Annotated in this window: 16 protein-coding genes and 1 tRNA gene; 11 read left to right on the top strand and 6 right to left on the bottom strand. The window is 42.1% G+C overall.

What is annotated here, in order from left to right; translation table 11 throughout:
* Nucleotides 1–41 precede the first annotated feature (41 nt).
* Nucleotides 42–1,193, bottom strand: a complete 1,152-nt coding sequence (locus AC1DNH_RS02945; protein ID WP_477625149.1) for an aldose epimerase family protein — start codon at nucleotides 1,191–1,193, stop codon at nucleotides 42–44.
* A gap of 189 nt (nucleotides 1,194–1,382) precedes the next feature.
* Between AC1DNH_RS02945 and AC1DNH_RS02940 the strand changes: the two genes are divergently transcribed.
* The 3 genes from AC1DNH_RS02940 to AC1DNH_RS02930 all read left to right on the top strand — a co-directional run bounded on the left by AC1DNH_RS02940 (nucleotide 1,383) and on the right by AC1DNH_RS02930 (nucleotide 3,018).
* Nucleotides 1,383–2,054 carry an HAD family hydrolase gene (locus AC1DNH_RS02940; RefSeq protein ID WP_477625148.1) on the top strand — a complete coding sequence of 224 codons (672 nt, stop codon included), beginning with the start codon at nucleotides 1,383–1,385 and terminating at the stop codon, nucleotides 2,052–2,054.
* 1 nt (nucleotide 2,055) lies between these two features.
* The gene (locus AC1DNH_RS02935) at nucleotides 2,056–2,754 is read left to right on the top strand and encodes an NUDIX hydrolase (protein ID WP_477584590.1); all 699 of its coding nucleotides are present in this window, start codon (nucleotides 2,056–2,058) and stop codon (nucleotides 2,752–2,754) included.
* A 191-nt stretch (nucleotides 2,755–2,945) separates the two neighbouring features.
* Nucleotides 2,946–3,018: transfer RNA gene (locus tag AC1DNH_RS02930), tRNA-Lys, on the top strand.
* Nucleotides 3,019–3,205: 187 nt separating this feature from the next.
* Here the strand turns inward: AC1DNH_RS02930 and AC1DNH_RS02925 are convergent.
* Entirely contained in the window at nucleotides 3,206–4,096 is an 891-nt protein-coding gene (locus tag AC1DNH_RS02925) for a PhzF family phenazine biosynthesis protein (RefSeq protein ID WP_477584591.1), read from the bottom strand.
* Nucleotides 4,097–4,194: 98 nt separating this feature from the next.
* Here AC1DNH_RS02925 and AC1DNH_RS02920 point away from each other — a divergent pair, with 98 nt between their 5' ends.
* The 6 genes from AC1DNH_RS02920 (at nucleotide 4,195) to AC1DNH_RS02895 (ending at nucleotide 18,577) form a co-directional block, all read left to right on the top strand.
* Entirely contained in the window at nucleotides 4,195–4,548 is a 354-nt protein-coding gene (locus AC1DNH_RS02920) for a winged helix-turn-helix transcriptional regulator (protein WP_029275327.1), read from the top strand.
* Nucleotides 4,549–5,857: 1,309 nt separating this feature from the next.
* Nucleotides 5,858–6,745, top strand: a complete 888-nt coding sequence (locus AC1DNH_RS02915; RefSeq protein WP_477625147.1) for a hypothetical protein — start codon at nucleotides 5,858–5,860, stop codon at nucleotides 6,743–6,745.
* Nucleotides 6,746–6,892: 147 nt separating this feature from the next.
* Complete coding sequence (locus AC1DNH_RS02910; RefSeq protein ID WP_477625146.1) at nucleotides 6,893–8,857, top strand: hypothetical protein; 1,965 nt, start codon at nucleotides 6,893–6,895, stop codon at nucleotides 8,855–8,857.
* A gap of 26 nt (nucleotides 8,858–8,883) precedes the next feature.
* Nucleotides 8,884–9,708 (top strand): phytanoyl-CoA dioxygenase family protein, encoded by an 825-nt coding sequence (locus AC1DNH_RS02905; protein WP_477609687.1) that lies wholly within the window; start codon nucleotides 8,884–8,886, stop codon nucleotides 9,706–9,708.
* An 82-nt stretch (nucleotides 9,709–9,790) separates the two neighbouring features.
* Nucleotides 9,791–17,917: an RHS repeat-associated core domain-containing protein gene (locus AC1DNH_RS02900; RefSeq protein WP_477625145.1), complete on the top strand. Its 8,127-nt coding sequence runs from the start codon at nucleotides 9,791–9,793 to the stop codon at nucleotides 17,915–17,917.
* An 87-nt stretch (nucleotides 17,918–18,004) separates the two neighbouring features.
* The gene (locus tag AC1DNH_RS02895; RefSeq protein WP_477580274.1) at nucleotides 18,005–18,577 is read left to right on the top strand and encodes a TIGR02466 family protein; all 573 of its coding nucleotides are present in this window, start codon (nucleotides 18,005–18,007) and stop codon (nucleotides 18,575–18,577) included.
* 287 nt (nucleotides 18,578–18,864) lie between these two features.
* Here the strand turns inward: AC1DNH_RS02895 and AC1DNH_RS02890 are convergent, their stop codons facing one another.
* From AC1DNH_RS02890 to AC1DNH_RS02880, 3 genes are all read right to left on the bottom strand, one after another.
* A complete protein-coding gene (locus AC1DNH_RS02890) occupies nucleotides 18,865–19,614 on the bottom strand; it encodes an SAM-dependent methyltransferase (RefSeq protein ID WP_477609485.1) in 750 nt (249 codons plus the stop codon).
* Complete coding sequence (locus AC1DNH_RS02885; RefSeq protein WP_477580265.1) at nucleotides 19,604–20,794, bottom strand: cytochrome P450; 1,191 nt, start codon at nucleotides 20,792–20,794, stop codon at nucleotides 19,604–19,606. Before AC1DNH_RS02885 ends, AC1DNH_RS02890 begins: the two co-directional genes overlap by 11 nt.
* Nucleotides 20,795–20,967: 173 nt before the next feature.
* Nucleotides 20,968–21,342, bottom strand: a complete 375-nt coding sequence (locus AC1DNH_RS02880; protein WP_477609487.1) for a hypothetical protein — start codon at nucleotides 21,340–21,342, stop codon at nucleotides 20,968–20,970.
* A gap of 183 nt (nucleotides 21,343–21,525) precedes the next feature.
* On the opposite strand from AC1DNH_RS02880, the gene AC1DNH_RS02875 reads away from it, so the two are divergent.
* A complete protein-coding gene (locus AC1DNH_RS02875) occupies nucleotides 21,526–21,729 on the top strand; it encodes a DUF4160 domain-containing protein (RefSeq protein WP_477580267.1) in 204 nt (67 codons plus the stop codon).
* A gap of 12 nt (nucleotides 21,730–21,741) precedes the next feature.
* Complete coding sequence (locus tag AC1DNH_RS02870; RefSeq protein WP_477580269.1) at nucleotides 21,742–22,116, top strand: DUF2442 domain-containing protein; 375 nt, start codon at nucleotides 21,742–21,744, stop codon at nucleotides 22,114–22,116.
* 232 nt (nucleotides 22,117–22,348) lie between these two features.
* Here AC1DNH_RS02870 and AC1DNH_RS02865 read toward each other — a convergent pair whose 3' ends face one another.
* The gene (locus AC1DNH_RS02865; RefSeq protein WP_477580270.1) at nucleotides 22,349–24,502 is read right to left on the bottom strand and encodes a GH92 family glycosyl hydrolase; all 2,154 of its coding nucleotides are present in this window, start codon (nucleotides 24,500–24,502) and stop codon (nucleotides 22,349–22,351) included.
* Nucleotides 24,503–24,703: the final 201 nt, after the last annotated feature.

Below are 24,703 nucleotides of genomic sequence, written 5' to 3'. Positions count from 1 at the left end.
TCAGGATGACAATTCTATATTTATGATGCAACCCGTTAACGTTATTTCAAAAACTTATAAGTAGTACTCGTTTTATATGTTTCGCCCGGTTTAAGCACTGTTGATGCAAAATTTGCATGATTTGGCGCATCAGGAAAATGTTGTGTTTCTAAGCAGAAAGCTGAACGGTGAGGATATGATTTCCCACCTTTACCGTCTTTATCAGCGCCTGTTAAAAAGTTGCCGCTATAAAACTGTAAGCCTGGCTCGGTGGTATAAACTTCCATTGTTATTCCTGTAACAGGACTTTTAACGGTTGCAATAGCCGTTTTGCCATCATGATGGGTCAATACAAAATTATGATCGTAACCTTTGCCGAACTTTAACTGCTGATCATTTTCTTCGATCGATTTTCCGATGGTTTTCGCTTTGTTGAAATCAAATGCTGTTCCAGCTACAGGCTGCAATTTACCTGTTGGAATAAGCGTAGAGTCTACTGGTGTGTAGGCATTTGCATCAATCGTTAATTCGTGATCTAAAATCGTATTGTTTCCCTCTCCATTTAGGTTGAAATAAGCATGATTGGTTAAATTTACCACAGTCGTTTTATCAGTAGTAGCTAAATAATCAATCTGCAAAGCATTATCATCAGTTAAGGTATAAGTTACCTTAACATCTAATTTCCCTGGATAACCTGCTTCGCCGTCATTTGAAACATAACTCAACTCTAATTTTTGTCCATCTAATTGTTTAGCATCCCAAACTTTCGAGAAAAAGCCATCTGTACCACCGTGGAGGGTATTAACACCATCATTAAGCTGTAAATCATATTCTTTCCCATCCAGCGTAAATTTACCTTTACCAATGCGGTTTCCGTATCTGCCAATTAATGCACCAAAAAATGGCTCACCTTTTTTGCGGTACGAACCTACGCTATCGTAACCCAAAACCACATCAGTTAACTTGTTATTTTTATCGGGTACCAAAAGTGATACTACCCTCCCGCCATAATTGGTAATGGAAACTGAAGCACCTTGTTTATTTTTTAAAGTATAAAGCTTCACACTTTTCCCATCAATAGTAGTGGTATATTTTAACGAATCAGTTTGCTCGGTTGTTTGTGTCCCTTTATCCGATTTTTGGTTACAAGAAGTAAAAGCTACAGCTAAACACAATGTAGCGAAGGGCAAAGCCTTAAGAAATATTTTTTTCATGGATTAAAAATTTGAGGAAGCAGACCTGCAATTGCACACAAAATTAGATACGGCTTCATATTGATTTATTTTTGGTTAAGGCTAATGTAGGAAAAAATTATTAACGTTAAAGTAACGATTATACTTATTTTTTCATAATATCGGTGAGGATTCTCAACAGTAAAAAAAATCACATAATTTAGCAGCCATATGCATAATTTAAATTTCAAGCCAAAGGCTTTTCTTTTTGATTTGAACGGCACTATGATTAACGATATGGAATACCATACCTTAGCCTGGTACAGCATCATGACAGAAGATTTAGGTGCCAAACTTGATTACGAAAACGTAAAAAAGGAAATGTATGGTAAAAACCACGAAGTTTTAGAACGCGTTTTCGGAAAAGATAAATTTAACGCTGAAGAAATAGAACGCCTTTCTATTGATAAAGAAAAGCGTTATCAGGAAGGCTACATGCCCCATTTAGCACTGATTGATGGACTCGATCATTTTTTGGAACGCACAAAAGAGGCTAACATTCCTATGGCGATCGGATCTGCTGCGATACCTTTTAATATAGATTTTGTAGTAGATGGATTGAATATCCGTCGTTATTTGGATGCAATAGTGAGTGCAGATGACGTAAAAACAAGTAAACCAGATCCAGAAACTTTTATAAAGGCAGCGGCAGCATTAAATATAACACCGGCAGATTGCCTGGTTTTCGAAGACGCACCAAAGGGCGTAGAATCGGCTTTAAATGCAGGTATGCCTTGCATTGTATTAACCACAACACATACTATCGAAGAATTTGAAGGTTATCCGAATATCTTGGGTTATATTACAGATTATAACGATGCTAAATTAAATACGCTATTTTAACATGGGAAAATATTTAAATCAAAAACCTGTTCTTGTTGCAGTAGACTGCATTATTTTTGGTTATGACGGCGATCAGCTAAAACTTTTGGTAATAAAAAGGGCAATAGAACCCGTAAAAGATAAGTGGAGTTTAATGGGTGGTTTTATCGGTGAACATGAAGATCTTGATGGTGCCGCCAAAAGAATTTTATTGGAATTAACAGGATTACACGATGTTTACCTGGAGCAACTTCATGCTTATGGCAGTCCAGATCGGGATCCTATCGAACGTACGGTTTCGGTAGTCTACTTTGCACTGATCGATATAAATAAATATAGTAAACAGATCAATGACCAGTACCATGCCGAGTGGTTTAAGCTAAAAGAAGTTCCCGAATTAATTTTCGACCACGATATAATGGTTAAGGCCGCTATGGATAAAATCCGCTATCAGGCAGCCCTCCATCCTATTTTATTTGAGCTTTTACCAAAACGGTTTACTATACCGCAATTGCAGGCTTTATACGAGCAGGTTTACGATTCGCCGATAGATAACCGGAACTTTATCCGTAAGATTACGGCCAGTGGATTGTTAATTAAACAAGCCGACAAGGACAAATCGAGTTCGCGCCGTGGGGCCTTTTATTTTAAACTGGACAAAAACAAACACAAGGCACAGTTTCAGTCTTTTCTCAATTTTATCCCAAAAGCGAGTGAATAGGCAATGATTTGAGAAAATATTACTCAAATAAAAATAAATTTTAAAATTGTTTTTGGGCTTACAAAATTTAAAATCAACCAGTTAGAAGCGCCAATTTTACATAGACTAAAAAACAATAAAAACATTTTCAAAAAATGTTTGCAAGAAAAGGATAAATCCCTATATTTGCACCTCCTTAAACAAAAGGAAATGATTCCGTAGCTCAGCTGGTAGAGCATTACACTTTTAATGTAGTGGTCCTGGGTTCGAATCCCAGCGGGATCACGAAAAACCTCACAGAAATGTGAGGTTTTTTTGTTTTATTCCTGCTGGCTTTGCATTGCTAATAGATTAAATTATAGATCGTCAAAAGGGTTTTTTATTGATTTATTATTTTGGTACTCAATTGCATTTTTTGTCATTTTGCTGCCGCTATGGAAAATCAATTTCCGAAAAGCTCCCCGGGTCCGAATCAATCTAAATACATTACACCTTCCATAACGATTATAGAAGATCCGCTTATCCAAATTCCATCGTCAACTACTTCTGCCTCAATAAAAGAGGGCCTCCTAACATGAGCACCTTGTAAGATGCGATAACTTTGGTTTTTTTCCACATAGCCAAGATTTTCAAGGTAACCGGTTAAAGGCCCCGCTGCAGTTCCGGTAGCAGGATCTTCATCAATACCAATACTGGGGTTAAAAAAACGTGTTTCTGCAAGAAATTCACTTTTGCCATGTTCAGTAGTAAAAAGATAGCAACCTTCAAATCCGAATTTGGAGGAAGCTTCTTTCAAAAGACTTTTATTCAATACTGCTTTGTTTAAGAATTCCGAATTCTTTATGGGAACCATCAGGTGTCCCACTTCTGTTTTTACAATATTGATATTCCAATCGTTAAGGGTAAGATCGTCGGTACCTAGTCCAATGGCTTCGGCAATTATGCTGGCAGGTACCGTTACCATGATTTCAGCAGGTCTCTGTTTCATGCCAACGTAAGGAATTCCATCCTTCTCAGTGACCTTAAGGGGAATCTTTTCACTTGCCATTAACACCCAGGTCTGTCCTTTTTGTTCGCGGAAAATATCCCATTTTTTTAAGATAGCCAAGCATACTGCACCCAAAAGATTATGTCCAGCTCCGGTAATCTCAAAATTCGCTGGCGTAAATGACCTTACGCTAAACACTTTCTCAGCTACCGAATAATTTACAAAAGAAGTCTCTGAATATCCAAACTCCCTGGCGATGTCATAATATTGTTCCAGTTCCAATTGTTCCTCAGTATAAACTACAGACAACTGATTTCCTTTAAATTTTTGATCCGTAAAAACATCCAATACGTAATAGTCAACTTTCTTTTTCATTTGTTTTCATTTTTATGATTTCAAAATTAGGACACAAAACTTTAAGTTTGTTATCGGTTAACTAATGGTTACCGGTTACCTTTTGTTAACTATCAAATATGGAAACACCAATCAAACGGGAAGCGACCTGCGAGCAGGAGCTGGCGGCTATCCGGGATAGCCTGGAAATACTTGGCGGCAAGTGGAAGCTACGGATTATGCGATATCTTAACAATCATATAGATGAAAAAAACACATTTAAGAAGATCCAGCGTGAGGTTGAGGGTATATCTGCAAAAATGCTTTCCAAAGAGTTGAGGGAACTTGAAATAAACCTCCTCGTTACCCGAACGGTTATGGAAACCAGGCCTATTACCGTGAATTATGCAATGACAGAATATGGGCTAAGTGTTTTCCCGGTCACCGAAACATTGGTTGATTGGGGATTAAACCACCGTGAAAAAATAAAGTAGCATTCAAAAGCATTATACCACAGTTCCGACTCGGTATTAAGAAAGGGCTAACGTTTAATACATAACATTTAAAAAAAACAATACTGCTCGCGACCGGGTTAATCGATACAGCAGGCAATTGATAAAATCGAATACAAAAGTATTCGAGATAATGTCGGGAGGATCATCAAATACCTCGATAATTTGAATAATCCCAAAGCCGTTTTATTGCCCCTTCACTCAGGCTGCTCCGACACAGCTCCAGACCAACAATACCTCACGATAACTTTCTCTTTACCTTTCATTTAGCTATTGTGAACTCGCTGATCTTAAGCGACGCAAACCTTTGACCTACCTGATCTACACCAGGGCTACAACTCAACCGAAGCATGTGCGAAGCAGTATGCAAGCAAGCCTGGCCGGAAGGTGGCCTAAACGTGGAGTAAATGTGGCGTAAAGGTGGACTTTAGAATATTTTTTTTGGGGAATTTTTAATCAGATGGATTGATTTGGGGTACCATCCCTTTTGATTATCCTAATATACTAAAATTATGGCTGCTTGGATGGAATTATCAAAATTAACGGGCAAACGGGACTTTTCTTTACAAACGCGGAATTAAGGTTATTTTAAGAAAAGAAATGGTAACAGCCTAATGGCCTTGAAGATTTGTCGAGACTTTCCTTCTACTTCATCCTGGACGATTCCATAAAAATAATCCTGCATTTGTCTTTTCGGGTTGATCATTCTTTACATCACAATCGCCTGTTCGGTGTGCATTGGTGAAAACACTGCCAAATTCTACAAACTAGATTTTTTAAATAAAATGGGGTGGTGTTTACAGTTGCTTTATCTTACTCGATCGTCTTGTAGATACTACGTGGTCAGCATCTTCCTGCTATTAAGACCCTGACACTAATACTAAACCACCTAAAGAATAGCGCTAAAAGYCAGATTGTTAATTGAGTTCAAGTTATATAATCCTTAGCATTAACAGGTTAGCAAGAGCTAACGCTCAAAGCAAAGAGCGTGTAGTTTAACAAAATCTATCCACAAAAGACGCGATGGAAAGAAAACTTCGATAATTATTTTTCATAGAAATACTGCCAAGATTCGTTCAATGGGCTGTTTTTACTAATTATCATCGAAATCATCAGCATTAATTTTAAAAAAAAACAATTAAATATTAGGAAATTAAAATATAAATATATTAATTTTATACAACAAAATAACTATAGTATTACATTAGATTATACATTAATATTACAATTTGTTTGGATATTATCTTACAATTCTTTTCTACTAAATTTTTAACCCTCTAAAAAACCTTCTATGTCAACCTCATCAAATTCTACCCCATTAGACGTGACAGTAAGTCCGTCAAATCCGCTGTACATCACGGACACTAACAATCAGTTCGGAACAGTAACCGTTTTACCTGGCGGACAAATTTTTGTCCAGACAACAGGTAAAATTTCTATTGCTGTCCTAATCAAATCAACTACTAATGCTGCGAAAGTATTAGCTGCGCAACAAGCCACCGGCGACATCAACATTCTTGGTGCACCAGGTACAGCGGGCACAAATGGCCAGCCAGGCGGAAGCGGCCAGAATGGCGTTGCTGGTCAGAACGCAAGTTGCAACTGGGCTTCCGGATGTAACGACGGTTCCAATGGTACTAGTGGTGCCATTGCTGGTAATGGTGGTAATGCCAGTGTTGGCGGCAACGGCGGCGATTCTCCCGCTACTACCATGTACATTGGTAAAGTTACCGGTACTTTCTCTGTTGTAGGCGGAGGCGGCAATGGTGGCGATGGCGGAAGCGGTGGTAATGGTGGAAGCGGCGGTAATGGTGGCAATGGTGGTAATKGCTCCAGTTCAGGAGCTTATTCCCGTGGTGGCTATAACGGCGGTAACGGCGGTAACGGTGGAGCCGGAGGAAACGGAGCTAATGGTGGCAATGGCGGTAATGGTAATGTGATCAATATCACTTACGGAAGTCTGGATGCTGGCTCTCAGCTTATTGGCCATCCTATAGCTGGTCTTCCTGGTAATGGAGGCAGCGGCGGTGTTGGCGGCACAGGCGGCACAGCCGGTACTGGCGGCTCATCAGGTGGCGCAAACGGAACACCAGGAAATACTGGTTCAAATGGCACATCCGGTTCAACAGGCAGCAATACGGGTCAGACTCCACAGATCAATATTCAACCAGGTGGTTAATTCATAATTTACGATTGTAACATTCTTCGTTTGCAATCGCAATTTAAACTATTCAAACCCCGCTGCTGATGTTCAAATCAGCTGTGGGGTTTATAAGCTCCTAAACCAAAATCTAATTTATCCTGTCTTCTCAACCTTAAAACTTATATGATTCGTAGTGTACGCCTCGGCCAAAAAGTTCAACGGCTTATTTCGCTTGCTGAGCGACTCCAACCTACGGCTAACTCTTTAACAGATAGCTGTTACCAGCTTCTTGATTCTGATTCTGGTACTGAAGATTTTATTACCGGTGCTTCATGCCTGAACAACGACGGTTCACCATTGCAGCTTTGCCTTACAACTTCCGGCAAGGGAACATCGCTCCGCGTTATTGGCGATCCAGGCGCATTTCATACTGCCACTGAATCACGTTATCATTCATCCATCAAAACACTTAGGCATGCTATTGACAGCAGCGAAAGCAGTGATTTGAAAGAGATTGCTGAAAAGACGATTGAAATATTATTGCCAAAAAATAAAGATGACCGCAACATTTACAAACAAGGATTTGTATGGATTGGCACAAGCCCGCAACAGGCTGGAATTGCTTTCTACCTGGAAATGGCACCCCTTAGCCAGGAAAAAGGATGGAATACTGTAACCACCTGGCTCAAAGCAATTTTACCTTCGGCCAATGATGCAATAACCATAATAAATAAATTAAAGGAACACTGTATTGTTGCAAGTGCGGGATTGGAAGGAAGCACACTTGAAAATTCAAGGGCGAAGATCTACTTCCGGATGCGCGAGACTACAGACTTTCAGCATTTAGGGATCGACCTGTTTTCATCGCAGGAAATGAAAGATTTCCTTGCCATTGCAACGGAAAAATATAAAACAGATTTGAATGGGTTGGTGATGAGTATTGGCTTTAATCTCCTGACCGGAGCTCATGCCGATGTAAAAGCAGACCTGTGTGGCCATTGCCTCAGATATACTTCTGACGAGTGGTCATCGATTATTAGCCAATTAACAACGCGATTTTTACTTACGCCTGTAGATACCGGCATGATGCTGAACTGTCAGGAATACCAGATAGCTTTCATTGGGTTTGGACTAACCACGGATCAAAAACCAAGGTTGAATCTATACCTAAAGCATGATGTACAAAACGGCATGCCGGAATCAGATGAAATATGGGGAGCGCTCAAAGATTCGATGCGGTACCTCCTATCGGTTCAAAACGAAAATGGCAGCTGGGACGATTATCACTTGCCTGTAGGTACATCAGACCAATGGGTTACCGCATACGCAGCACAGGCGCTGGCCCAGTATGGAAAAAAAAGCGGCAATAACGACGCTATTAATGCTGCAATCAAAGCTGCCAGCTGGCTAGCCGAAAAAAGAAGTTATAATTCCGGGTGGGGATTCAATGCCATGACAGGACCTGATGCAGACTCAACTGCAATGGCTGTTGCATTATTCGATGAACTTGCACTTCCCGTTGCAGCGGCTGACCGTTTATTTTTCCGGGAACACTGGCGGGAAGATGACTGTATTGCCACTTATACCGAACCTGATGCATGGGCCACAGGTCATTGGGATGTTACTCCCTGGGGTTATCACGGAATGTCTGCGGAAGATAGGACCACGTTTCTTGATCCGTTTCAAAAAGCTTTACACACCCACCGGATGGACAACGGCTTTTGGCGTTCCTACTGGTGGCGAAACCCCTATTACAGTACATTCATAACGTTGGAAGTACTGGATCGCTTGGGCCTACAGGAACCGCTGGATACTTATGAATATGATGTATCTTCTATTCAGATAGACAATGCTTTTGATCTTGCCTGTTATATCGGCATTGAATGCATCAGAGGTTATGCTGATGAAAAAATAGGCGCTCATCTTCGCACCTTGCTCAACTGGCAGGCAGAGAATGGGCAGTGGTATGGTTCGGCAAATCTCCGCGTGACAGATAACTTCTGTTACGAGCCCTGGAACAATCCTTCGGGAACATACTACGAAGATAAGAGGTCCATCATTACGACTGCAACTATTATGCGGGTACTTTCGAAAATTATTCCAACGAAAGCACCACACAACAGCAGCGTTATATATAACTGGATGTGATTTTCATTTTTTTAATCCAATAAATTATGGTACAAAATGTATTCGTTGACCAAAAATATAATGCAACTTTCCAGGAGCAGGGATATTTGGTTTTGGATCTTCTTAGCACAAAAGATATAGCAGACTTAAAGTCGGTTTTTACAACTGTGGAGGTGCAACATACATTCGATTTTGTTGCTTCTGTGGTACTTCAGGATATTGAAATGCGGCGTTTCATCCATCAAAATATCTTACCGGTTTTTGAACGGAGCCTGCTTCCTGCACTAAATGAATATAAATTTGTTTTAGGAAGCTTCGTGGCCAAGCGCGCAGACTCAGAATATGGTAAGTTCCCGCTGCATCAGGATCCCACTTTTGTAGAAGAAGAAAATCACACAGGACTTAGTATCTGGTGCCCGCTCGTTGACGTAGATAAAACCAATGGCTGCCTTGGCGTTTTGCCTGGAAGCCATCGCTTAAAAAATCTTTACCGTTCACCTACCATGCTACCTTATACCGAATGGGTAGACACTATTGAAGCCAGGCACATGCATTACATTCCTATGAAGGCTGGACAAGTGTTATTCATGAATACGAGAGCAGTCCATGGCTCACCGCCCAATTTAAGCATGGCCATTAGACCCGTTGCCGCAGGTGTGGCTATACCAGCCCATTTACCGCTGCTTTGTTGTCATGTAGACGAAGAGGCAGACCCCGCACAAACAAGTGTATTCCATGTTCCTGATGACTTCTATCTGAGGCATATGATGACAACCCTGCCCAAAGAAGGAACCTGTTTTAGAACCCTTCCAAGACAAATAGAACAAATTTCCCTAGAAAAGATAGAGAAACAGTTTACTGTTTTGAATTAAAATACTAGGTCTACATTTTTTAGCCAAATAACGCATCTCCAACTTCAATCACTAAAAGTTCTCAAATAAAATCCATCCTGTTATGTCTACTAAACCATCAAATAATGGCAGCGGTGCTGCTCAATCTGAAGTGCCTGCATTACACTCTTTTGAGTTTGATAAAACGGCAATAGGCAACATTAAAAGCAGCGTCAATAAATTTCGCGGCTGTGTATCTATGCCATTGGATCTGATGACTTTACCGGGGCTCGAAGGCCTTGATGTAAAGCTATCTGTTCTTTATTCCAGCAATATAAAAAACAACTTAAATACCTGGAATACAGAGGCTCCTACAGGCATCCTTGGGCTGGGCTGGCAGATGCCTATTGAAATGATTACAGTAGACAAAGGAGGAAGTGCATCGGTAACGTCTGACACCTACTACCTGGTCTCCGGAGGCAGTTCCAACCCAATGGTAAAAACCGGTGAAACCGTAAGCGGCAACTGGATATTTCAACTGCGGAATTTTCAGTTTTGGTCAGTACAGTATAATCCTGCACTAAAGATTTGGATCATTATAAAAGAAGACGGGTTCACCTACACTTATGGCGCGGGAAACGACACCGCTTCAAATGCAACCCAATGGGGTATAAGCTGGGGAAACTGGATCGGTTCCAGTAATGTTGGCGCAACGCAGGTGCTCTATCCCACGTCCTGGAATCTCGCATCCATTGTAACGCCAATGGGCAATTCAGTTAACTATCAATACACAAACGTAGCACAGAAATTAATTTCCTCCGGACTTGCGTATACACAGGCCTCTTATTTGGGAAAGGTAATTGACAGCTATGGCCGGGTCATTACTTTGAATTATGGAAATAAATTCGGCATCCTTAATCCTGGCGGTGCAAGTGACGGCACTCCAATTGTCGAATACCAGCCATTGCATACCCAGATAGCGCCCCCCTCTCCCAACGCCTATCAAGACAGGTATGAAACCTATTTTTTAGATTCTGTTGACGTGGCAGATGCAGATGGCAACCCACTCTCGGGTATGAAGTTCACCTACGAATTCATCAATAATGCGGCATCATCAAACAGCAATTATTCATTGATGTACAAACGGTGTCTCCAGTCGGTGTTTCAGTACACAAATAACGGCGAAACACTTCCGGCAATGAATTTTGAATATTTCCCGACAAATCCGTCCAGCATCAACCCTGGCGCCCTAAGTGCCGTTGTATATCCCGAAGGCGGCAAAGCGTCATTTGAATACAAGGCACAAACCATAACATCTACTAATTCATCAAAAAAAGTGCAACTGCAAAATCCGATCACCGGCAGTATTCCCCGAGTTTGGTTTGGTTCCAATTACGTTGTATTCACTTACCAGAGCAGCAACCAGGTACAGGTAAAAATCCAATCGTGGAATGGACAATGGGTTAACCAAACCATCAGCATTAGTAAGACTGTAGCGACCGGTAGCCTGATGGTACAAACAACGGAGAATTTCTTCGCGCTTTCCCTCCGCAATAGTTCCACAGGCAACGATGAATTGTACCTGTTCCGTAACGATGACGCAGGACAGGACTTAAAATTCGGAAACTGGGTTATGTACAATAATCAGCCTTTCGTGCTTACCGTAAAGGCCAATTCAGAAGCTCAGTCCGTTTTTGTTGCAGGAGACAGCTTTGTAATGGCTTATAACACCGATTATACCACCACCCGGGTACAGGGATTTTCGTATAACTGGCAGGATGGAATGTGGAACGGGAACGGATCTCCGCTGTTGCCAAATTCTTCTGATTGTGTACTGGCTGCCATTACTGCGGTTCAGAATTTTTATGCAGTGTCCTGTTATCTCCCGAGTTCCCGACAACTGAAAAATTATCTGTTTTACCGCGCTTTAGATGGCACATGGAACGCCGGCAGTACATGGACTTTAAGCAATATCGATATAGTAGTAGATCAGCCAACCAATATGGCCTTCCTCGCCGTAAGCCCCACGCCAAGCTCATTGGTACTTACATTTGCTACATCTACTACCGATACGGCTATTAATTATAGCCTTAGATTATTTAACTGGGACGAGAATTTCTTTGTCCTGAACACGTCATCACCAGGCATGGTTGATTTGTCTTCTCCTATAGTAAGCGGAAATTTACTCTATCAAATATTCCAGACATCTATAGTTGGATCCACCGTAAATAATAATCTCGCAATGTTGCGGGATGCCGGCGGCGATCAGAGCTATGGCTCGGTTTGGAATCCAAAAAGCTTTTCTTCTCCTGGCGCTACAATTGGTTTGAACATGGCCACTGGTGAGGATATATCCATTCTTTCTCCTGCCAGCGGTTCTGCAGCAAATCAATGGGCAGCGTTCAATCCCAATGCCGGCTCATGGTCTATTTTGTCAAATGTTCCATCCGGGACTAACCCGAGTGTTTCTGGTAATTATATGACGGTTGGCAAAACCATTTATTTCCGCGGCACAGATGGCACATGGCGATCATTGTCAACACAACTCAACAGTTTCAATTATCCGCAAAGTCTCCAAAACCGGGGTCCGAGATTTATTAGCTACCAGGATGCCAGCGACAATACAGCATCATCCTACGTAGCAGCTTTAAGAAATGGAAATGCACAAGTGCCGCAGAAGCTGAATAATGTAAAATCATATGTACCCGATGGCACTGCCGGAACAATGTTGGTTGCCGGCCGCTTTCTGGTCACCTATCCTTCGTCTGCAGCTTCTTTCGATGCAAGCCCTACAATGGATTTATGGAATCTGGATGAAGTTAATTTCAACCAGTCCGTGACAGATACACCCGTGGCATACCTTGTGATTGAGGATCAGTACGACACCACGCAAAGTTTTACACAATCCTACTACTACGCCAACTCCCCCGAATCTCAAATTGTTTACAATGCCTTAATGGGCGTGGCGCAGTATCCACTGGTAATTGTAGTTCCCGGTGTTAAAGAGATAGCTGCCTTACCAACATCCACACCAGAAGGAAGTAGTCAGTTTTATTATTCCAACGGATTGGCCCAGCAATCGACGCTTTATCCTTCCGGTGGGCTCCAGAATTTTCAGAATATTCTTAATGGAATTCAACTGGGCCAAAAAGATTTTGCAAACGACGGCAGTCTCGTATCGTCGCAGCTGAATTACTGGACCATCTATTCAAAAGATGTTTCCGGTAAATATCTTTTAGGCGGATATGCACGTTGCGAAAAGACGGCCAATATGAAAGATGGCATTGTACAATGGTCAACAGGCACTTACGACAAGACAACCGGCGTATTATTATCTCAGGAGAAATCTTATTATGATGCAGACGGTGTGCAGAAAAATCTCCGCATAGAAACCTTATACGCTTACCAGGTTCCGGCATATGCTGCTTCGTTCAACAAGCTGCACATGTTCTCTACGGTGGCTATGACAACCCAAAGTGTAGCGCCGGCAGATAATAGTTCAAGAAATTATGTGAAGAGCCAGGCGACCATTTTCCGTAACTGGGCGAACAATGTCGTGAACACCGATTGTACTGGTGCCGGTTCGTGCAAACTGGCTGCTTATCAAATTTTTGACTGGACAACACCAGGCACTGTGGCACCACAATTCCCATCCGACACGCCGACAGCTGCATGGCAATTAAAGACTAAAATCATTTCCAGATCAGGTACCGGTAACCTCATAACAGAGCAGGTAGATGGCAATGGACTTGTTTCGTCATTCATTTACGATAAAAACCAGCAGTCATTAGTTGCCAAATTTCCAAATGGCAGTCTATCGGGAAATGAAGTGAGCTATTATGATTTTGAAACTTACGAAACGCCAATTGGCTGGGTAATTGGATCTGGTGGGACTATTGTTCCTAATAGCCAAAATACCGTGGTGGATGCCCATACAGGCACTAATAGCCTAAGCATTGCAGCAGGCAGCCACGGCGCAGCAGGCGTGCAAGGCTCATTTACCCCTATTCGCCAGGATCAGCAATATATATTTTCTGCCTGGGTTAAAAAACCCTCAACATTTAACAATAGCGCCGGTAATGCCTCCTGGCAAATATCGGTTGCCGGCGGCACCCCGACTGTTCTCAACTTCCCCGATACCGTTGGTCAGTGGGTGTATGTATCCCAATTAATTGATCTTCCCAACCCGAAGGGCACTGCGCAGATTACAATTATTTGTGAAAATGCGAATACATCCTGCAACGTGCTTGTAGATAATCTGCGGTTCACACCATTGGCATGTATCTTCGAGGCTTACAGCTATAATAACACTTTAGAACAGCCTACAGCCGTACTTGGCGCAAATGGCGAAATAAGCCGTAAAGTATTGGACAGTTTCCAGCAGGAAATTTTATCCACCAATGCGGCAGACAGGACTTCAAAAATTCAAAATGGTTACTTGTCCCGTAGTGGAAACCTGGGGGTATTTGCTCCCGCAAACCCTAATGCTTCACTTACTATTACCGGGACCAATGGCGGCGAGCTCACCGAATTTACACGTGGCCCAGAGTGGTCGTCCGTATGGCAGCAAGGAGCCGGTAACTGGATTGTAACTGGAACCGTCCTTACGCAGCAATCAGCTGGTACAGCAGGCTCGCTCACATATGCCGACGGTAATTTGACCTCAGATTATGCGTTGGATGTTGAATTCAATCTGCTCGAAACGCCTGATGCGCCATTGGGAATCCACCTGGGATCGGTACTTACCATTCAGTGGAATCCGCAATTAACTTCCTGGCAATTGCTGGATTCGACCGGAGCAAACGTGCTGCCTGCTGTGGATGCACGCGCATTTAACCTTCCCCAGAATCCGTTTGCAGCCCAGCTTGATGCAGGTACCTTGTCCGCTGCTCTTTGCATTGCATTTAATAATGCCGGCTTCCTGCTTCCTGCAACATCTACTATCAGCACAGGCGCTGCCACGGGCAAAGGCTGGACGATTACCAGTCCCGACAACGCTTACCGTTATGCGCTGAAACTGGATGGTGCTAATATAGCAGTATATACCATGAACAAGCAGTGGACATTGCTTGCCGGCCAGTCAACTGCTGTTTTCTGGGCAGATGGAAAAATGATCTTCAGCTATACAGCATCTGCTAATTTGTCTGGTGTACCCACCATTTTCTTTGGCAACAAGGTAGCCATTTCACAAATCGCTACAGCAGTAACACCAATGGCTGCTATCTCATTCGACGATGCAAATGGCAAAAATATCCAGGCGCAGCAATATGCTGGCACACAAATGGTGGTTGGTCAGCTGGTATCCGACAATCTGGGCAGAATGGCCATAAGGACGAAACAGGCATATATTTCTCCCCAACAAAACCCAATGTTTAGCTACTGCAGCGATTTTGCCGCCATGAACTGGACTGCAGGAACCATGACAGGCCTAGTGAGCACGGCCTACCCTGCTGATAATGGTTATCCATTTGCAAGGCAAACATTTGAAACATCTCCACTTGCCCGAGTAGTCCAGGAAAGTGTGCCTGGCGAAGATTTCAGCGTAAATGGTGGCAAATGCACCTATACGAGTTATAGTGCTGTAGCTGGCCAGCCGGGAGTTATGATTTATTCGAAAAAGACAACAACGAATCCCAACGGCAACGTCTTCTACGAGGTAAGCACATTGCTTGATCAGGTGATCCAAAATGTGTCTGCTAACGGCACCGAAATCAAAAATGAAACCGGCTTTGATGATGCTGGCAACCCAACAATCGTCCGCTCTCCAAACTATTTCAACCCACCTGCCAATTCTGTGCAGAACGATTGGGTGACACTACAGACTTTCGATTATTTAAACCAGCTACTCACACTGCAGCAAGGAACGAATGCGCCAGCTACATTTATCTATGACCAGGCTGGGAATATTCGCTTTAAACAGGATCCGCAGGGAGCAGCAGACGGAAATTTCATTTATATAAAGTATGATCTCCTCTCCCGCCCTGTTGAAACCGGCTACATTGCGGGAACCTGGAACCAACAGCAGTTGCAGCAATATGCCAATACTAACCCACTCTGGCCACAGAATACGCCGACCTGGAGACAAAAGAACGTGTATGATGGAGGTGGTATTGGTTCAAATGCAATCGGCAGAATTTCTTCCATGCAAGYCAATAATGGTACTACCGGAACCGCAGATGTAACGGAAAACCTCGCTTACGATATTTTTGGCAATGTAATTTCCGACACCCTGACCGTGAATTCTTTTGATAGCGGTAACGACCGGGTTGTTAATTACGAATACAATGATTTTGGCACCATTACCCAAATTCAATATCCGAATGAAACCTATGACTATTCTATATTTTACCAGCTAAATTCATTGAACCAGATTACCGGCATTACAGACGAGATATCATCTCAGACACCGGGCCAATCGGGAACCAGTACGATCGGAAATTTCAGCTATGATGCAACGGGTACACCTTTGGAAAATCATTTGGCGCTCGCAAATGCAACTATCAAACAGACCTATGGTTTCAATGCACCAAACTGGTTGCTGAACATCAATAATCAGAACCAGGCAGGCTCAAGCCTTTTCCAGGAAACCCTTACTTATACATCGGGAGGCTATGGCGGCGCAGGATATTTTGATGGCACCATTGCTTCTTCTGCAGCCCAGGTTAGTGGCCAGGCCAATGACCAGCTACAGTATGCCTACGACTCCATTGGCCAGCTACAGAACGCGAAAGCCCTGACAAACCCACCAGCCAGCCCATCCGCGGCACCTGATGTAAGTTATGATTCAAACGGCAACATACAGAACTTTTCGGGCAGTAGTATCTCGTGTGCCTACGCCTATAACCAAGGTAGCCAACAGGTAAACACCATTAGTGACGTCAATAACTCACAGGTGATCGCACAGTTTGGCTATAACCATAACGGGAACGCCATTTTAATGACCACAGCTGATTCAAAGATCAGCAAACCATTTGCCCTGGGCTTTACTTACGACCCTGCTACTATGCTGGCTGTAAGTATTGCAGATACCACACAGGGTGGTGCCACGTTGAATTTCACTTACGGTTGCCGTAACGAACGATTGCTAAAAACCGTTACGGGAGGATCTACGCCTGCCGGCACAAAATTATATGTCCGGGGTACGAGCGCAATGCCATTACAGGAGATCTTTATCAGTGCAGATGGAAAAACAAGGTCCTCTGTGAACTATGTCTATGGTCCTGGTGGACTTATCGCTATGCGAAAGTTTGACGGTACTACTCTTGATCTGTATCATATCCTAAAAGATCATCTTGGGTCTGCGAGGGCGGTTATCGATCTCACTGGCAATGTGGTTGCCTCATACGAATACCTCACATTTGGCGCTTTGTCGAATGTCAATGAGCCGAGTCCCGGGTTCCTGTCTTATCTGTACACCGGTCAGGAATTTGATTCGGAAATAGGATTGTACAACTACAGGGCCCGTTTCTACAGTGCTGCCATCGGAAGGTTTATAGCAACCGACCCTGGTCGCCAGTATTTCAGTCCTTATATCTACGCATCCAACAATCCGGTGTTGTTTATTGATCCAACCGGTATGTTCTCTATCGGTAGTTTCTTCAGTGCCATCGGAGGAATAGTTATTGGAGCTGTAGAAATCCTAGTAGGTGTTGTTATCGACGTGGCGGCTGCTGTTATCGATGTACTTACGGTTGGATTGGGCACACCAGCTTCCGTTGGAATGGCGGCACTTTCCGGCTTTTTCTACGGAGCCGGTGTGAGTTCGATTACCTATTCGGCTTTTCACTTCGATGATTTTAGCTGGAAAGATTATGGTATCCAGATGGGCATTGGTGCGCTTACTGGCGCATTAAGCGGAGGTTTTGGAGCTGGTTTGGGTATTGCAGCAAAATCAGCCCAGGTAGCACTTACAGAATTTACGGCTACAGCGCGCGCTGCCGCAGGAGTGTTAGAAGTTTTCGGTCAGCCTGGAATGGCAACAGCTGTAAAGGCAGGAGCATGGGTTACCGAGAAAGGCGCAGCGCTTGCAGGGTTGGCTGTTAATGGGCCTGTAGCAGCCGGATGGGGAGCTTTGGCCAAGGGAATTGGAACCGGGATAATCAAGAGCGAGGCAATTGGAATTTCCAACAATACCATCAGTAACCTGGCATTTGGCAATAACTGGGATGCTGGTCTTGGCCAGGTCGTATTTAGCTCGGCACTCAGCGGATCAATTGGAGGATTGCAGGTTTCAAACCGGATCAGATATTGAGCACCTTATTGAAAATTGCCTTTGAAGATTTAACAGCTGACATAACGTTATTTTTCATTAATGCACGAATAATTAACTGACTTGTATATGCCTATAGAATATTTCTTTCCCAAAGCATTTTATTATAAGGATGAACTCATCAGTGAAGATGCGAATGAGCGACTGGTCGAAGCCGCTCATTCGCTAAGGCAGGAGTTTCCATTGTCTACAAGGTCCAACCTGTACACTACATACGGTTCTGTCCCAGACATTTTTGCGCGCAGCGAATTTAGTGTTTTGCACAATGGACTGATTAATGAGATCAGCCAATATCTTGATATCCTGGAAACCCGGCCGGGCAACAAGTACGCCATCTCCGATTCATGGGTCAGTATTTCCTCCCCCGGAAATTATGAACGTATGCACACACATGACGGATCTTACATCAGTGGTGTTTATTACATCAGGACGGCCCCGAACTGCGGTGATCTTTCGTTTGAAGAGCTATCGGACAATTTATGGGCATCAGCCCGTACAAAACCCGAAAACTTCAATACGGTAAGGTATGCACCGAAGGATCGGCGTCTTATTTTGTTTAACAGCAAAATACCGCATTCAGTAGGCCAGAATCTTTCATCAAGCGAGCGTATTGCGCTAAGTTTCAACATTATCATCGTATAGCCATTTCACAAAAATGTCTTATTAAGCCCCCATTCAACGCTGGCTTTCTGAAGGAGCTCGCGAAGCGCAGAAACCAACAAAATGGCCGGGTAAACGCATTCGAAAGCTTTAAGACCAAACAGGATCCCAACAATCTTCCTGAACGATTATGTACGGGCTATGCTTAGTTAACCCAAGCAGCCAGACATTCTTAAATAGTCTGGTATCCAGGTTGATGAATGCATCGTCGGAATATCAAACAATTTGTCGTTTAATTGTGCCCATAACGACCATCATTTTTTTTATGATTATTGTTTCTTCAAACTCGTTAGCAGGTAGGCAATAACCGAGTCTTCAAGCCCATCGGCGAGATCTGTCAGCTGCATTGAAGTACGGAGATAATTGCAAAATCCCTTTATGGAAAAATGCTTGATATCGATGCATTGGAGTAGCTGAAAGCCAGCGCCGATGCATAGTTTCGTATAATTATTTATATCAGTAATCAGGTTTGCAGCCGGCACAGACCAGTTTCCAACCCAATCGGTATTGTTCAACAACATGTCCGAAAAAATAAGTTGACCGCCTGGACGAAGTTTTCTGTAAGCGCAATCAAGAAAATCTTTTCGGGTATCAAAATGAAATGCAGCTTCAACACTGACGATTAAATCAAAATATTCGTCCGGGAATTCCATTCGTGTAGCATCCATCACCTGGAAATCAATACCAGCATGAACTTCCTGTGCAAACGAAATCTGCTTTTCAGAAATATTGATACCAACAACGTGCGCGTTACTGAACCGTCGGGCAATGACACTGGAACCCGTTCCCAGTCCGCATCCCGCATCCAATATCCTAATGGGATCCTGCTGCATTGCTACCTGATCAAGATGTTTTATGACGAGCGCCTCGCATGCAGCTTCCAGGGTCGCATGATTGTTGGTCCAATCGCCTACATTATAAAAACCTGAATTGCCATACATGGCTTTCATGGTTTCAGACAGGATCATGTGATCGTACCTCTCAATAAAACCACCCGCAGTGGCCAATTCATTTTTCATGATTCCAGTTTATATCCAATAAAATAGAAGATGGCCCTCTTTGAACGCTGAAATGACTCCAGCTTATATGATCAGCAACAGGAGCGTAAGTGCGCACATGCGCAAAAAAACGGTGCAGGCCAATACCGCCCTGAATTTGCGCAAGTCTCGCGCCTATACACCTAAAAGCACCCGCGCCAAAACCAAGATGGTTTGGTCTTCTGGTCAATATTAATTGATCCGGGTTGTCAAATTTTGCAGGATCCCTGTTTGCCGCACCTATGCTAATGAGCAATTGGCTACCGGCAGGAATAGTAGTGCCGTGAAGATGTATCGGTTCCTGAGTAATTAGCAAAACGGATTGTAGCGGAGAATCATAACGGATCAATTCATCCACGCTATTTATCGCAAACGGCAAGCTTTCGCGAAGCATTGACTGGTCTTCAGTTCTGTCTTGTAATGCTACCAAAGCATTTCCCATAAAATTCATCATATTCTGATGGCCGGCATAAAAAAGTAACACCATCAGTGAAATTATATAAGAATCATTCCGGTCATCAGCTGGCACAACGGTGAGGATAGCACTGCACAAATCCTTACCAGGTGTTTGCCGTTTCAACCCGATCAGCCTTCGCAGCGTGTCGATGAATGTTTTTTTTTGTTCGTCCCCACCATTTATCCATGATTTTTCATCAATAAAACTCAGGTATCCCCCTTGCAAGCGACTCACTATTTGGGAAAACGCATCCACCTCTTCTTGTGGCATCCCCATTACCCGGCAAATCGTTCCGAATGTAAATGGATGGGCATAATCACTCATGAATTCCATACGGGAGGAAAAACGAAGCGCATCGAAAATTTCATCTGCCTGTCGCTTCATGTCATCTTCATCGACTTGGAGCGTTCTGGCAGCAAGCTGGTGCATGATCTGCTTGCGAAATGCAGGCGTATTACCGGGTGCCAGCGCATGTAATGTTTGCGCAATGGCTTTTTCAACCGGACTCAAATACTGAAAAGTTCTGCTGTCCTGCCCCCAATGCGAACAGCGGGGATCACTTAATAACATCATTGCATCCTCATAGCCTGTGATCATCCACATACCTTCGGACGTTCTAAAAACAGGTTTTTCCTGTTGAACCCATTTATACCATGGGTAAGGATCAGCAATTGAATATCGAGGTTCGTCTGCGTTTATTATCATGTTATAGGTAATGGAATGACCAGATGGCTTAAATTTAGAAAATCAGATATAATGTAGAACAGCAGAAAAACAATAAGACATCATCCATTCTCTTCGTAAATGTAAGTAAATTTAATCAACCCCTCAAACCAAATACCAGGGAAGCTTTGGAAAAGATCGATACGTACGGATCACTAAGCTCTAAAGTCTATTCTTTCACTGCCTGTTTCGATATAGAAATAGCTACGATGGATAAAAAGGCTTATAATGAACACAAAGATGAGCGCTATCCAATGACTTAAGTCAGATTTGCTTACACTAGAAGCGAATATAAAGGCCAAAAATCCCCAAGCCAATGAAAAAACAATCGAAAAAATATAACGGAAAACTTTGAATCGAAAAAATAGCATTCCAATAGCGACAATACAAGTCAAGAAAATGGCAATGCCCATAATCCAATCCCAACCATAATGTTTACATAGCCAATAGGCCAAAAATATAGAGATGCCAGCTATCTCAATAAAAACAAGAGGGTACCTGCTTCTTTGTGTTACAGTATATCTTGCCATGCAATTAAAATTAATAAATATTTGAATCAACAAATCTGAGCTTCAGACAATATTTTATACTAAAATATTAAAATTTATTGTAATTGAATAAACACCGTTTTACATCAAACCTTTTCGGTAAGCTAGAGCTTACCATGTAATAGCTTGCTTGGTTAATAACTAAAATAACCATATTTTTGTTATATGCCTACAGTCTTTGAAATCTTCGGATACAGATTCTTTTTTTACAGTAATGAAAATAATGAGCCAATACACGTACATGTAGAAAAAGGTGACGCAGAGGCCAAGATTTGGATGAATCCAATTTTAGAACAATATGTATACGGTTTCAAGCCTCGTGAACGTGAAGAAATTATGGGATTAGTAAAAGAACATGTGATGGAATAATTAAAAGCTGGAATGAACACTTCAAAAAATAAAAATAAAAATACAGACAGTATTGTAAATAAAAGGTCTTCAGATCCGTTTGATAAGTTGATCTTTGAAAAAGGAATTCGCATTCAACAATTTATCATTAGCAAAGAATTAAACCTAATTGTTTTGCTTTTGACAAATAGTGCGGTAATTAAAGTTGCATTAAAGCATTTCCCTAGAATAAAAAATGCCAAGAAGAAAGAGTTAGAAACAGTTGAAATAAGAGGTAATGGTATTGGCCTCCGCTGGAGTTTGATAGATGAAGACATTTCATTAAAAGGTTTGATCAAGGAAGTAGGAATAAATGAAGCACTGAATCGATTACAATCAAAAGATAATCAAGAACTTGCTTTTGTATAATTGGCTCGCTATTAAGCTATTATTTTCTTACAATCTTGAATAAAGCAGATTAAGCATTCAGTAATTCTAACACGCTCTAATTTAAGAATTTTATGATACCAAATCTGCTTTTATTGATAGGGTTGTTTGTATTAGAAATTTGTTTTAACAAAAAAGCGGCTTCCTATTTAGGAGAACGCTTTGCTAGCCATATTTTCTTTCTTCAAATAAACAAATAGTTGCTTAAATAAACTTATCGTGTACCAATTTCTACCTTACCGCCGTTTTTAAACAGATCGTGGGAGATGAAATATCCGTTATTTGCTTTCCCGTTAACTTTAATGTTGGTGATTCCCCTTCCCTTTCCAGGTTTAGTTATTGTTAACAATTTTCCTGTACTGGTTTTCCATTTTACCTCATCAAAAAGTGGAGCCGTAACCAAATATTCGGCATCTGTTGCGGAGAATGGATACAAACCTAAAGAACTGAATACATACCAGGCCGACATTTCACCAGCATCATCCATCCCTGAAAGCGCCAAACCATCGCTCCCTATACCATATAGCTCATTTAAGATTTTATCAATAATTTTTTGTGATTTTTCTGGCTTCCCGATAAATGTATAAGCAAAAGGAGCTTCATGATCGGGCTGATTTCCCTGGCAGTATTGACCAATCATGGTTTCTACATTTCTTGCAATATATTTCGGGTTCCAGGGCACAGTAAACAGGGAATCTAGCTTAGATTCGAACCCTTTTGCACCACCATATAGTTTGATTAAACCTTTCATATCATGAGGCGCATAAAACGAAACCTGCCAGGCGTTGGCTTCCCTGTACATATATTCGTAATAAGGGTATTGTGGATTAAAAGGTTTGATCCAATCGCCATTCTCTAATCTGCCCCTCATAAAGCGCGTACCAGGATCAAACATGTTTTTATAGTTTTTCGATCTCGCCATCAAGGTGCGGTAATTGCTGCTATCACCCAGTTTTTTAGCGATTTGGGCCAGCGAATAATCATCGTAAGCGTATTCCAGTGTTTTAGAAACACCCGCCTTGGCTTTGGTTTCGACATGTGGATTTTTAACATCAGGGTCTGAGATATAACCCTTCTCGATATATTCTTTCACAAATGGACGGGCGCCACCATCTACATTGGCATTACGTAATAAAATTTGATATGTCCCCCTGATATCGAAATCATCTATTCCCCTCAAATAAGCGCCTGCAATAGAAGATGCGCCATGGTCGCCATGAAAAAACGTTGGGATGAAACCTGTTTTATCGCCAACCTCTTTCATCGATTTAATTACATCCAGGGTAACCTTAGGCGTAATTAAACCCAGCAGTACATCCTTATTGCGATAAGTATCCCAAAGGGAAGGTTCGGTATAATAGTTGAAATTACCCTTTACAACGTTGTGCTTAGCATCCTTAAATTCGCCGTTTACATCACTCCGCAAAGCCGGCCATAAAAAAGACCGGTACAAACAAGAATATAACATTTGCTTCTGCTTTTCGGTACCACCCTTTACCTGTATGGTAGATAAAAGCGTTTCCCATTTTGCAGTCGCTTCATTGCGAGTCTCCTGAAAAGTCTTGTTGCCAATCTCTCGTTCCAGGTTTTCTTTGGCATTAGCCGTACTTACAAACGATAAGCCGATTTTAAGTTCCACAGGCGCTGAACCGCCATCAGCCAGGTGCATAATCGCATAGCCTGAGCGTTTACCTACATCAGTCTGATCAAGTTTTTCGATCTTGGCATTTACCGTTGCATAGAAATATACATTTTCTCCACCTTGGAATCCCTGTATAGCAGAAGTACTAACTTGCTCGATATTCCATGTAGAAACCCTGCTATTGGCCTTTCCCATGTCGAAAAGAATCTGTCTGTTAGTGGTATTCTTATAGTCATATTGATGAAATCCACACCTCAAAGTTGAAGTAAGCTTTACATTTATCTTATAATCATTGAGATAAACCTGGTAAAAACCTGGTGCCGAACTTTCATTTTTGTGCGAAAATTTCGATCCGAATTTACCGTTAGCATTAGATAGTGGTAGAATTGGAATGTTGCACAGGTTCCAGTGCCCTTTATTGGTGTGCGCAAAGCCATAAATAGTATCATCTTCATATTCGTAACCTGCACCAGATCCAAATTCGGTAATCGGACTTAACTGCACCATAGCATTGGGTAATGAGCTACCTGGAAAAGTTAAACCCGCCCACGATCGCCAACCCTGTGGCAACTCATAACCTAAAATTTTAGAATCGGTTAAGGGCGCTGTGCCGATAAAAGTATTTACATACTTGGTAAAAGCTGTTTTGGATTGACTTTGAGCGGTATATATGCGCGTAAGGCTCAAAACCAAGATTAAGGTTAGCAATTTGGTTAGCGATTTCATTTTACATAAAACGTTTTAGTGTGTCGTATCAAATATAGAAAATCTATTAAAATCCATTCTAAAATATCATAATAGTTACCAACTAAAATTTCGCTAGTGCAAATTATCGCATGCTTAAATAATTGAATAGTATGCCAATAATCGATATATATTCATCTACTTAGCGGGCAGCGCAATCGTTTGATTATCTATATATTTGAT

The sequence above is a fragment of the Pedobacter sp. 01N310 genome, from assembly GCF_056399805.1.
The sequence above is the reverse complement of the archived record's forward strand: the minus strand, read 5'-3'. Positions and strand labels throughout refer to the sequence as shown.

Excerpts from the sequence above, each read along its gene's own strand:
- AC1DNH_RS02945 (WP_477625149.1), bottom strand. The coding sequence starts at position 1,193 with ATGAAAAAAATATTTCTTAAGGCTTTGCCCTTCGCTACATTGTGTTTA.
- AC1DNH_RS02920 (WP_029275327.1), top strand. The coding sequence starts at position 4,195 with ATGGAAACACCAATCAAACGGGAAGCGACCTGCGAGCAGGAGCTGGCG.
- AC1DNH_RS02905 (WP_477609687.1), top strand. The coding sequence starts at position 8,884 with ATGGTACAAAATGTATTCGTTGACCAAAAATATAATGCAACTTTCCAG.
- AC1DNH_RS02870 (WP_477580269.1), top strand. The coding sequence starts at position 21,742 with ATGAACACTTCAAAAAATAAAAATAAAAATACAGACAGTATTGTAAAT.
- AC1DNH_RS02890 (WP_477609485.1), bottom strand. The coding sequence starts at position 19,614 with ATGAAAAATGAATTGGCCACTGCGGGTGGTTTTATTGAGAGGTACGAT.
- AC1DNH_RS02910 (WP_477625146.1), top strand. The coding sequence starts at position 6,893 with ATGATTCGTAGTGTACGCCTCGGCCAAAAAGTTCAACGGCTTATTTCG.
- AC1DNH_RS02880 (WP_477609487.1), bottom strand. The coding sequence starts at position 21,342 with ATGGCAAGATATACTGTAACACAAAGAAGCAGGTACCCTCTTGTTTTT.
- AC1DNH_RS02885 (WP_477580265.1), bottom strand. The coding sequence starts at position 20,794 with ATGATAATAAACGCAGACGAACCTCGATATTCAATTGCTGATCCTTAC.
- AC1DNH_RS02940 (WP_477625148.1), top strand. The coding sequence starts at position 1,383 with ATGCATAATTTAAATTTCAAGCCAAAGGCTTTTCTTTTTGATTTGAAC.
- AC1DNH_RS02865 (WP_477580270.1), bottom strand. The coding sequence starts at position 24,502 with ATGAAATCGCTAACCAAATTGCTAACCTTAATCTTGGTTTTGAGCCTT.
- AC1DNH_RS02875 (WP_477580267.1), top strand. The coding sequence starts at position 21,526 with ATGCCTACAGTCTTTGAAATCTTCGGATACAGATTCTTTTTTTACAGT.
- AC1DNH_RS02925 (WP_477584591.1), bottom strand. The coding sequence starts at position 4,096 with ATGAAAAAGAAAGTTGACTATTACGTATTGGATGTTTTTACGGATCAA.
- AC1DNH_RS02895 (WP_477580274.1), top strand. The coding sequence starts at position 18,005 with ATGCCTATAGAATATTTCTTTCCCAAAGCATTTTATTATAAGGATGAA.
- AC1DNH_RS02935 (WP_477584590.1), top strand. The coding sequence starts at position 2,056 with ATGGGAAAATATTTAAATCAAAAACCTGTTCTTGTTGCAGTAGACTGC.